This window comes from Pseudomonas sp. NPDC088429 (assembly GCF_044753305.1).
Taxonomy (GTDB): Bacteria; Pseudomonadota; Gammaproteobacteria; order Pseudomonadales; family Pseudomonadaceae; genus Aquipseudomonas; species Aquipseudomonas rustica.
Genome location: NZ_JBIVMX010000096.1, coordinates 1 through 10858 on the forward strand (window position 1 = coordinate 1; position 10858 = coordinate 10858).

General features: G+C 59.3%; 9 protein-coding genes. 2 read left to right on the forward strand and 7 right to left on the reverse strand.

All coding sequences use genetic code 11. The features are described from left to right. Positions 1–62 precede the first annotated feature (62 nt). On the forward strand, positions 63–1040 hold the full coding sequence (locus ACIP66_RS26855; protein WP_400652158.1) for an NADPH:quinone oxidoreductase family protein: 978 nt from the start codon (positions 63–65) through the stop codon (positions 1038–1040). 150 nt (positions 1041–1190) lie between these two features. Here the strand turns inward: ACIP66_RS26855 and ACIP66_RS26860 are convergent, their stop codons facing one another. Together ACIP66_RS26860 and ACIP66_RS26865 are read right to left on the reverse strand one after the other, a co-directional pair. Beyond that, a complete protein-coding gene (locus tag ACIP66_RS26860) occupies positions 1191–1802 on the reverse strand; it encodes an energy transducer TonB (protein WP_400652143.1) in 612 nt (203 codons plus the stop codon). 187 nt (positions 1803–1989) lie between these two features. After that, complete coding sequence (locus ACIP66_RS26865; protein ID WP_400652146.1) at positions 1990–2610, reverse strand: flagellar basal body-associated protein FliL; 621 nt, start codon at positions 2608–2610, stop codon at positions 1990–1992. Between the two features lie 222 nt (positions 2611–2832). Here ACIP66_RS26865 and glpT point away from each other — a divergent pair, with 222 nt between their 5' ends. Further along, entirely contained in the window at positions 2833–4182 is a 1350-nt protein-coding gene (gene glpT, locus ACIP66_RS26870) for a glycerol-3-phosphate transporter (protein WP_053124897.1), read from the forward strand. On the opposite strand, the gene ACIP66_RS26875 is transcribed toward glpT, so the two are convergent. From ACIP66_RS26875 to rho, 5 genes are all read right to left on the reverse strand, one after another. After that, positions 4158–4826 (reverse strand): gamma-glutamylcyclotransferase, encoded by a 669-nt coding sequence (locus ACIP66_RS26875; protein ID WP_053124899.1) that lies wholly within the window; start codon positions 4824–4826, stop codon positions 4158–4160. The genes glpT and ACIP66_RS26875 overlap by 25 nt on opposite strands. A 209-nt stretch (positions 4827–5035) precedes the next feature. Next, on the reverse strand, positions 5036–6004 hold the full coding sequence (locus ACIP66_RS26880) for a CDP-6-deoxy-delta-3,4-glucoseen reductase (protein WP_159814342.1): 969 nt from the start codon (positions 6002–6004) through the stop codon (positions 5036–5038). Beyond that, a complete protein-coding gene (ubiD, locus tag ACIP66_RS26885; RefSeq protein WP_400652149.1) occupies positions 6004–7470 on the reverse strand; it encodes a 4-hydroxy-3-polyprenylbenzoate decarboxylase in 1467 nt (488 codons plus the stop codon). The genes ACIP66_RS26880 and ubiD overlap by 1 nt, the downstream gene beginning before the upstream one ends. Positions 7471–7539: 69 nt before the next feature. Further along, complete coding sequence (locus ACIP66_RS26890; protein ID WP_400652152.1) at positions 7540–9537, reverse strand: acyltransferase family protein; 1998 nt, start codon at positions 9535–9537, stop codon at positions 7540–7542. A gap of 196 nt (positions 9538–9733) precedes the next feature. Next, a partial coding sequence (gene rho / locus ACIP66_RS26895; RefSeq protein WP_400652155.1) for a transcription termination factor Rho occupies positions 9734–10858 on the reverse strand: 1125 nt, incomplete at its 5' end.

Consider the following 10858-nt stretch of genomic DNA (forward strand, 5'->3'; position numbering starts at 1 on the left):
CGTTGACCCGTTGACTGACACACGTACACTTATCGGCCATCCCTCCCAAAGGAATAGCCCTGCTGATAGCCGTGCTGTGCAAAGCGTTCGGCCCTGCCGAATCGCTGGTGCTGGAAGACGTCGCCAGTCCTGTCGCGAAGAAGAACGAAATCCTGCTGGACGTGCACGCCGCCGGGGTCAACTTCCCCGACACGCTGATCATCGAGGGCAAATATCAATTCAAGCCGCCCTTCCCGTTTTCGCCGGGTGGCGAAGCAGCCGGCGTGGTACGTGAAGCTGGGGAAAAGGTCAGCCATCTCAAAGTCGGCGACCGGGTCATGGCCCTGACCGGCTGGGGCAGCTTCGCCGAACAGGTCGCGGTGCCGGGCTATAACGTTCTGCCGATTCCGCCGTCGATGGACTTCAACATCGCCGCCGCTTTCAGCATGACTTACGGCACCTCGATGCACGCGCTGAAGCAACGCGCCAACCTGCAACCGGGCGAAACCCTGCTGGTGCTCGGTGCATCCGGCGGTGTCGGCCTGGCTGCCGTGGAAATCGGCAAAGCCATGGGCGCCCGCGTCATCGCCGCCGCCAGCAGCGCCGAGAAACTCGCGGTGGCCAAGGCTGCCGGCGCTGACGAACTGATCAACTACAGCGAAGCCAGCCTCAAGGACGAAATCAAACGCCTCACCGACGGCCAGGGCGCCGACGTGATCTACGATCCGGTCGGCGGCGATCTGTTCGATCAAGCCATCCGCGCCATCGCCTGGAACGGCCGCCTGCTGGTGGTCGGCTTCGCCAGCGGGCGCATCCCCGAACTGCCAGTCAACCTCGCCCTGCTCAAAGGCGCGGCGGTACTCGGCGTGTTCTGGGGCTCCTTCGCTCAACGCCAGCCACAGGACAACGCGGCGAACTTCCAGCAACTGTTCGGCTGGTTTGCCGAGGGCAAATTGAAGCCGCTGGTGTCGCAGGTGTATCCGCTGAGCAATGCGGCGCAGGCGATTAATGACCTTGGGCAGCGTAAGGCTGTAGGGAAGGTTGTGGTGCAGGTTCGCTGAAACCACACTGTCATTCAGGCCAGTAACGCTGATGCCGCGTTACTGGCCGTTTCATTTCTCACCTTGAAACCCCTGCCTACCACACTCTACAAAGTTGTTTGGCGGTAACTATGTATCGCGACACTGCCCGTGGTGCTGCTTAGATTTACATCACAATAACTCTCGAATCTCCGCCGGCAAATAGGTCACGTATTTTCGTGTCGGATTGTCTCGACAGTTTCTGACGATGGTTGGAACGCGTCTATTCATCTTCGCAATCATCGCCAGACGTTGCTCATCCGACAATTGATGCCTGGTGAGTGAGTTTGAAAGATAGGCACGTGTATATTCAAAAACAGCCGAATCGACCCAGTCGAACTCGCTCATATTTCCGAGGTTTTCGTTAACGGCCCGGCATTTGACCGTTTTTAACCACTGATTGATATCCAGCGACTGGTCTTCGAGGCGGAAGATCATTGGCGCAATGATTTCCTGTTGCTCAGGTTTATCACCTTCAACGTTCCAAGGTTTAAAGCGCCACTGCGCGATCGCAACTCGAACGGCCTCGGCAAATTCAGGGTGAGTGCTTTCCTGAATGCTGATCTCGCTGACTGAACCATCCGCGCTGGCGATGAAGCTAACCTTCACCTTGCCCGTTACTCCTGCCCTTTGCAGCTCTCGCGGATAAATCGGCTTGGGATTGTTTTCCGGTATCAAAAACACGTCTGAGGCCAGCACAGAACCACCGATCACCAACAAAAACCCCACAAAAAACCACCGCATGATTGCCCCCTTCCCTAGTGAGTTGTCCTATCCGGCAACAGCACAAAGGATACGGAGCAATGGCTTTTAACTGAACGGCGCAGCTTCGCCAATGCGTGCAGGACGTTTCTCTAATCCCGTCGGGAAACTGGGAGAACCCGCAGAGCGAATTAGCGAAGGTAATTTTTCCGACGGATGTTTAGCTACTTTATGGGCGCACAACATCCCCCGGCATCAAATGCTCCTGCACTTTCTCACTGCGCGACTCCACCAACTGCCCCTTGTCGTCAAAACGCAAAACAATCAGCCAGTCATAAACCCCCACCGGCCATTTCGGCTGGCCGATCAGTGCCGGGCCGTTGCCGCCGAATGCGCCGATGAGTTTGTTGATGTGGCCGTGGTGCCAGGCGATCAGGATGGTTTTCGCCTGATTGCTGTCGCGTAACTGGCTGACCAGTTTGTCGACGTCGTTGTTGGCGAAGGGTTGTTCGATCGGCAGTTGCAGGCGTTGTGATAGCGGGATCAGTGTTTGCCGGGGGCGGATGCTTTGTGGGCTGTCGGCGGTGGCGATCAGGCGTTGCGGGGTGAGTGTTTCGTCAGCCAGTTTCAGCGGGGTGAAATAGTCGGCGTACGCGGCGGCGCGTTGTTGGCCCTGGGCGTTGAGTTCTCGGCCCACGTCCGGTTTTTCCGCATGGCGGACGATCAGTACGGTGGTGTTGCGCAGTCCCGATGCGCCAGCTCCGTGGGCGAAACTCAGCACCAGCACCGAAACGGTGACGACGGCCACCATCAACAACCTCGGCAATAACCTGCGCACATTTGGAGCCATGGTTCATCTCTGCAGTCAGTCATTCATTGAGCGCGAGTCTAAGACACAACGCGCTGATCGCTACAAAAACGCCCTGTTCTTACAGCTGAGCGACAGGTTCGTAAAGGAACGTGCGACTTCCAACATTTTCCGCTGTTTTGCCGATGCGAACCGGTGCTATTTTCGGTAACGAAACTGTAACATTCGCATCCGCAGTCAAAACAAGAAATCTGGAGCTCTTGAATGTTTGCTTTCTTTCGCCCTGCCGCACATCAGGCTCCATTGCCTGAAGAACAAATAGACAGCACCTACCGACGCCTGCGCTGGCAGATCTTCGCCGGTATCTTCATTGGCTACGCGGGTTATTACCTGCTGCGCAAAAACTTCTCGCTGGCCATGCCGTACTTGATCGACGAAGGCTACAGCCGTGGCGATCTGGGTCTGGCGATGTCGGCAATTGCCATCGCCTATGGCTTGTCGAAATTCCTCATGGGCCTGGTGTCCGACCGCTCCAACCCACGCTTCTTCCTGCCGTTCGGCCTGTTGGTTTCGGCGGGCGTCATGTTCGTGTTCGGTTTCGCGCCTTGGGCAACGTCCAGCGTGACCATGATGTTCATTCTGCTGTTCATCAACGGCTGGGCCCAGGGCATGGGCTGGCCGCCGAGTGGGCGGACGATGGTGCACTGGTGGTCGCAGAAAGAACGCGGCGGCGTGGTGTCCGTGTGGAACGTGGCGCATAACGTCGGCGGTGGCCTGATCGGCCCGCTGTTCCTGCTTGGCATGGGCCTTTTCAACGACTGGCACGCAGCGTTCTACGTACCGGCAGCGGTAGCGCTGGGCGTGGCAGTGTTCGCCTTCATCACCATGCGCGACACCCCGCAATCGGTCGGCCTGCCACCAATCGAGAAGTACAAGAACGACTACCCGGAAGGCTACGACGCCAGCCACGAAGACGAATTCAGCGCGAAAGAGATCTTCGTCAAATACGTGCTGCGCAACAAAATGCTCTGGTACATCGCCATGGCCAACGTCTTCGTCTACCTGCTGCGCTACGGCGTGCTGGACTGGGCGCCGACGTACCTGAAGGAAGCCAAGGGCTTCACCGTCGACAAAACCTCGTGGGCGTACTTCTTCTACGAGTGGGCAGGTATTCCGGGCACGCTGCTGTGCGGCTGGATGTCGGACAAGATCTTCCGTGGCAACCGTGGCCTGACCGGCATGGTGTTCATGGCATTGGTGACTGTGGCGACGCTGGTTTACTGGCTGAACCCGGCCGGCAACCCGACCGTCGACATGATCGCGCTGGTCTCGATCGGCTTCCTGATCTACGGCCCGGTGATGTTGATCGGTTTGCAGGCGCTGGAACTGGCACCGAAGAAAGCCGCCGGCACTGCGGCGGGTTTCACCGGTCTGTTCGGTTATCTCGGTGGCTCGGTCGCGGCCAGTGCGGCGATGGGCTACACCGTTGACCATTTCGGCTGGGACGGTGGTTTTGTCCTGCTGATCGGCGCGTGCCTGCTGGCGATGGCCTTCCTGGCCCCGACGCTATGGCACAAGCAAGTCGCCAGTCAGAGCCGCGAAGCGGTCGCTTGATCGCACTGTGACTGACAGCGCTTGAGCCGCGCCTCCAGATTTCGGTCTGGCATGGCGTGGCTGCGCAGGGCGTGTACGGTCTGCTCGACATAATCGCGAGTGGTGCCGTATCGCCCGCTGGCGCTTTCGAACACCTGACTCAGCACGTGATCCGGCAAGTTGCCGGCATAGCTGGGCAGGTGCCGCTCCAAGACAAATCCCAAAGCCTGCACCTGACTGCCATCTGCGAGCCGGCAGTTGAGCCAGTGTGGCCGATAGGACGGCACCGGCATCTCGCGTTTCCATAGCGCATACAGCGCTGCATCAAGATTGTCTTCCGGCAAGCGATACGCGAAGCCGCTGCACGAACCGCCGCGATCCAGACCAAAAACCAGACCGGGCATTTCCGGCGTACCGCGGTGCTCATGCGACCACAGGTACAAGCCGCGATGGTAGCCGTGCACGCGTCCACGAACGCGCTCCACCGCTGAACACTCCGGCCGCCAGATCAGCGAACCGTAGGCGAACAGCCACACCGGCCCGCCCTTGTGGCGCGCCATGGTCGATTGCATGGAAGCGAGAAGTTGTTCGTGCGTTAGCTGCGGCCCAAGATCGAGCCGCGGAGGGTAATTCAGATTCAGAAAAGCGTTTTCAATGGCGCTCATGGCGAATAGCGTTCAGCTCCCCGCGGGTAAAGAATTACTTAATAGAACGCACCGCTGTAACAATAAGGCACATATGTTTTAAGGCAATTTGAGTGCCATGGCACAGTTCTTAATTGATTGCCTGACTGATATATAACCTAGCGGTATTTATGCAATTACATAAATACCGATCGGCTATATAGAGAGTTATAACGGCTTAGGAACGTGGCTCAAGAGCGCGGCGCGTAGGCAAACACGTCGGCACGCATTTGATGGGCGTCCATCCCGGCTTCGACCAAGGCGTCGAGGGTGCCGTAGACCATCGCCGGTGAGCCGCTGGCGTAGACGTGCAGCGGCTTCAGATCGGGGAAATCTTCACAGACTGCTTCGTGCAGCATGCCGCAGCGCCCTTCCCAACCGCATTGATCGCTGACGACTTTGTGCAGGAACAGGTTGGGCAACTTCTGCCATTCGTCCCAATGTTCGATCTCATAGAAATCTTCCGGACGACGCACGCCCCAGTACAGATGTACGGGATGTTTGAAGCCATTGGCGCGGCAGTGTTCGATCAACGCGTGAATCTGGCCCATGCCGGTACCCGCAGCGACCAGCACCAGCGGCCCATCCGGCAGCTCGGCCAGATGCGTATCACCGAACGGCAGCTCAACGCGCACCATCGCGTTGCGTTGCAGCTGTTCGATCAGGCTCAGTGCACTGGCTTCGCGCGCCAGCACATGGATTTCCAGATCACGCCCGCCATGCGGTGCCGAAGCCATGGAGAACGCCGATTTCTCGCCGTTCTCGCGTTCGATCATCAAGTATTGCCCGGCGTGGTAGCGCGGTGGTTTGCCCGCCGGCGCACGCAGCCGCACGCGCCAGGTGTCGCCACCGACATCGCGGCATTCAATAACCTGACACGACAGGCTGCGCACCGGCAGTTCTCCCAGCGCGAGCACGCCATCCCACAGCAGGATGCAGTCTTCCAGCGGCTCGGCTATGCAAGTGTAGAACTCACCGTGGTCATGCACCTTGCCGGCCTGTTCGACGCGGCCTTCAACCAGCAGCGCCGCACACACGTGACAATTGCCGTTGCGGCAGCTTTGCGGGCATTCGTAGCCCAGGCGCCGCGCACCATCGAGAATCCGCTCACCGGGCTGTATCTCGAGCACTGCTCCGGAGGGCTGCAGGGTTACACGCATCAATCTATTCCTAACTGATTCCAGATGGCATCGATCCGTTGGGTGACGGCGTCGTCCTTGACGATCGCGCGGCCCCACTCGCGAGTGGTTTCGCCCGGCCACTTGTGGGTGGCATCGAGGCCCATTTTCGAACCCAGGCCGGAGATCGGCGAGGCGAAGTCGAGGTAGTCGATCGGCGTGTTATCGATCATCACCGTGTCGCGCTTGGGATCCATGCGCGTGGTGATGGCCCAGATCACGTCGTTCCAGTCGCGGGCGTTGATATCGTCGTCAGTGACGATAACGAACTTGGTGTACATGAACTGTCGCAAAAACGACCAGACACCGAGCATCACGCGCTTGGCATGCCCCGGATACGACTTCTTCATGGTCACGATGGCCATGCGGTACGAACAGCCTTCCGGCGGCAGGTAGAAGTCGGTGATTTCCGGAAACTGCTTTTGCAGAATCGGCACGAACACTTCGTTCAGCGCCACACCGAGAATCGCCGGTTCATCTGGCGGACGGCCGGTGTAGGTGCTGTGATAGATCGGTTTGATCCGGTGGGTGATGCGTTCGACGGTGAACACCGGGAAGCTGTCGACTTCGTTGTAGTAACCGGTGTGGTCGCCGTACGGGCCTTCATCGGCCATTTCGCCCGGATGGATCACACCTTCGAGGATGATTTCGGCAGTGGCCGGCACTTGCAGGTCGTTGCCACGGCACTTCACCAGTTCGGTGCGATTACCGCGCAGCAGACCGGCGAAAGCGTATTCGGAGAGGCTGTCCGGTACCGGCGTCACGGCGCCGAGGATAGTTGCCGGATCGGCGCCGAGGGCCACGGACACCGGGAACGGCTGGCCCGGATGCTTCTCGCACCATTCGCGATAATCCAGTGCGCCGCCACGGTGGCTGAGCCAGCGCATGATCACCTTGTTGCGGCCGATCACTTGCTGACGGTAGATACCGAGGTTCTGGCGTTCCTTGTTCGGGCCTTTGGTGACGGTCAGGCCCCAGGTGATCAGCGGGCCGACGTCGCCGGGCCAGCAGGTCTGCACTGGCAGCATCGCCAAGTCGACGTCGTCGCCTTCAATGACCACTTCCTGGCACACCGCGTCTTTGACGACTTTCGGCGCCATCGAGATGATCTTGCGGAAGATCGGCAGCTTCGACCACGCGTCTTTCAAGCCCTTCGGCGGCTCCGGCTCCTTGAGGAACGCCAGCAGCTTGCCGATTTCGCGCAGCTCGCTGACCGACTCGGCGCCCATGCCCATGGCCACCCGCTCGGGCGTGCCGAACAGGTTGCCGAGCACCGGAATGTCGTAGCCGGTGGGCTTTTCGAACAGCAGCGCCGGGCCCTTGGCCCGCAGCGTGCGGTCACACACCTCAGTCATCTCCAGCACCGGCGAGACGGGAATCTGGATGCGTTTCAACTCTCCGCGCTGCTCAAGCTGCTGCACGAAATCCCGAAGATCCTTGAATTTCATTGACGATGGCACCCTCAAAATAGGCGTACATCCTACCTGCTATGCAGCCCTGTGGCAGCCTGTCGCTGCTTACTTGGCTGCATTCGTCTGGGCTTTGCCAAGGTTTTCCTGGCGTTGCAGGTTAATGAACAACGGTTCCATGATCGGTGCCACCAGACGCGCGCCGACTTCCGACAGGTGATTGTCGTCGGTGTACAGCGAGTAGCCGTCGAGCTCGGCGTGACACAAACCCTTGTCGTCACACAGGCGCGGCGCCGGGTCGACGATGCGCACCGCCGGGTCTTTGGCCAGCTCAGCGAACAACTGGCTGATAAACACCTGGCGCTCGTGGTGAATGGCGACTTGCTGACCAACACCTTCAACCGAACGATCGAGCATCGCCAATCGCGTCAGGCGATACGGCGGGCTGTAGGGCTGCAACGGCGCCTCTTTGACCAGCCAGACGCGATGGCCGCTGGCACGCAATTGCGCAACCCGCGCACGCAGACCGTCGGCCAGACGTTGCTCGGCATAGGCGCGATCATAACGACCGTCCGCAGTCCGCAGGACGTGGCCCAGGTCGCCATTGGCTGCACCGTAGACGTAGAGACTCCAGCGCGCGACCAGCACCACATCGCTGACGGTTTTCTCTTTCAACGCCTGCTCGATCCGGCGATTGAAATGCGCACACACCGGGCCATGTTCCAGACCTTCCACCGGAATGCAGCCCGGTGAACTGGCGAGAATCACGCTGACGTCGTGGGCTTTCGCGCCGTCATCGAATACCGGAATCAGCGCCGTGGCGTGACTGTCGCCCCAGACCAGCGCCTGCGCAGGCACGTCGGCCACACCGTAATGACAGAACAGTTTGTCATCAGGTGTCTTGTCGTCCGCCAGGCACGCCATCAACTCCGGCCGCCAGTCGTGGCCCTTGGCATATTGCAGGGCTTGATCGGACAAACGCCAAGGCAAGCCATCGGTCCAGCGCAGCGTTTGCCCGGCCAGCGCCAGCACCAGCACACCGAGGGCGCCGGCAATCAGAATCGGCCGACGACCAGCGAGCAGACGGCGCTCGCGGAACGGTGTCTCGATGAATTTCCACGACAGATAACCCAGCACCAGCGTCAGCAGGATCAACCCGGCGCTGTCGAGCGCAGTGGTGTCTTCGACGCTGGCATAGCTGGAAAACACGAACACCGGCCAATGCCACAGGTACCAGGAATAGGAAATCAGGCCGAAACCGACCATCACCTTACTGCTCAACAATTGACCAACAACCGTCTCGCGATGACCGTTGGCGAAAATCAGCAACACCACGCCCAGCACCGGCAGCAACGCCGCCGCACCGGGGAATGGCGTGGACTTGTCGTAGCCGAACACCGCCAGCAGGATCAGGCCCATGCCGAGCAAACTCAGCAGTTGCGCAGCCATTGGCTTCAAGCGCCAGGCCTGCTTCGGCGCGACTGCCAGCATCGCACCGGCGAGCAGTTCCCAGGCGCGCATCGGCAACAGGAAGAAGGCTTTTTCCGGGTGGTGGCTGACCGCCCACACGCTCAGGCCGAAGGACACCAGCAGAATCGCGAACAGCGCCAGTCGCCAGTGTTTTAGACGACTCGACATGACGGCCAGCAGCAGCGGGAAGAGAATGTAGAACTGCTCTTCAACCGCCAGCGACCAGGTGTGCAACATCGGTTTGAGGTCAGACGCGACGTCGAAATAGCCGTCCTGACGCATAAACAGAATGTTCGAGACGAACAGCACCTGATAACGCACCGAGCGCCCCAGCTCTTCGTAATCCTTGGGCGCCATCAGGAACCAGCCCACCGCCAGCACGGCGACGATCATCGCAAACAGCGCCGGCAGAATCCGCCGCGCACGGCGTGCCCAGAACTCGACGAAGCTGAAACGCCCGGCCTGACGCTGATTCCAGATGATCGAGGTGATGAGGTAGCCGGAAATCACGAAGAACACGTCTACGCCGACAAAACCGCCGGTAAACCCCGGAACGCCAAAGTGGAAAAGGACCACGGCGATGACCGCAACGGCCCGCAAGCCGTCGATATCCCTTCGATAAGCGAGTGTGCTCATAAATCTTGAATGCCAATCAGTTGGTTATTATTTGTACAGCCTGATTCTCTTACGCGGAAACGGTCTCGTACGTTGCTGCTCATTCTGCAAGGCACAGACCTTACCAGATCGCCATCGTCCCTTCGCCCGGACAAAATACGGGCAAAAAAATAGCGCCCCCGTAGGGACGCCATTTTTATCGGCTCAATCTGCGATGTTACTTGCGCTTCATCGACAGGAAGAACTCGTCGTTGGTCTTGGTCGTTTTCAGCTTGTCGACCAGGAACTCGATCGCTGCGACTTCGTCCATCGGGTGCAGCAGCTTGCGCAGAATCCACATGCGCTGCAGTTCGTCGTCGGCGGTCAGCAACTCTTCGCGGCGGGTGCCCGAGCGGTTGATGTTGATCGCAGGGAACACGCGCTTCTCGGCGATCTTGCGATCCAGAGGCAGCTCCATGTTGCCGGTACCCTTGAACTCTTCGTAGATCACTTCGTCCATTTTCGAGCCGGTTTCAACCAGCGCGGTGGCGATAATGGTCAGCGAGCCGCCTTCTTCGATGTTACGTGCCGCACCGAAGAAACGCTTTGGCTTCTCGAGGGCGTGAGCATCGACACCACCGGTCAATACCTTGCCGGAGCTCGGGATCACGGTGTTGTAGGCACGCGCCAGACGGGTGATGGAGTCGAGCAGGATCACCACGTCTTTCTTGTGTTCGACCAGGCGCTTGGCCTTCTCGATCACCATTTCAGCTACCTGTACGTGACGGGTCGGCGGCTCGTCGAAGGTCGAGGCAACCACTTCGCCGCGCACGGTGCGCTGCATTTCGGTTACTTCTTCCGGACGCTCGTCGATCAGCAACACGATCAGGTGAACTTCAGGGTTGTTACGGGCGATGTTCGCTGCGATGTTTTGCAGCATGATCGTTTTACCGGCTTTCGGCGGTGCCACGATCAGACCACGCTGGCCTTTGCCGATCGGGGCGCACAGGTCGATCACACGACCGGTCAAGTCTTCGGTGGAACCGTTACCGGCTTCCATCTTCATGCGCACGGTCGGGAACAGCGGTGTCAGGTTCTCGAAGAGAATCTTGTTTTTCGCGTTCTCCGGACGATCGAAGTTGATCGTGTCGACCTTGAGCAGTGCGAAATACCGCTCGCCTTCCTTCGGAGGGCGAATCTTGCCAACGATGGTGTCACCGGTGCGCAAGTTGAAACGGCGGATCTGGCTCGGCGAGACGTAAATGTCGTCTGGGCCGGCGAGATAGGAAGCGTCAGCGGAGCGCAGGATGCCGAAGCCGTCCTGGAGATTCTCCAGCACGCCATCACCGGAGATTTCCTCGCC

Coding starts and splice junctions, on each gene's coding strand:
- ACIP66_RS26865 (WP_400652146.1), bottom strand. CDS start 2,610: ATGGCTCCAAATGTGCGCAGGTTATTGCCGAGGTTGTTGATGGTGGCC.
- ACIP66_RS26860 (WP_400652143.1), bottom strand. CDS start 1,802: ATGCGGTGGTTTTTTGTGGGGTTTTTGTTGGTGATCGGTGGTTCTGTG.
- ubiD (WP_400652149.1), bottom strand. CDS start 7,470: ATGAAATTCAAGGATCTTCGGGATTTCGTGCAGCAGCTTGAGCAGCGC.
- ACIP66_RS26880 (WP_159814342.1), bottom strand. CDS start 6,004: ATGCGTGTAACCCTGCAGCCCTCCGGAGCAGTGCTCGAGATACAGCCC.
- glpT (WP_053124897.1), top strand. CDS start 2,833: ATGTTTGCTTTCTTTCGCCCTGCCGCACATCAGGCTCCATTGCCTGAA.
- ACIP66_RS26875 (WP_053124899.1), bottom strand. CDS start 4,826: ATGAGCGCCATTGAAAACGCTTTTCTGAATCTGAATTACCCTCCGCGG.
- ACIP66_RS26890 (WP_400652152.1), bottom strand. CDS start 9,537: ATGAGCACACTCGCTTATCGAAGGGATATCGACGGCTTGCGGGCCGTT.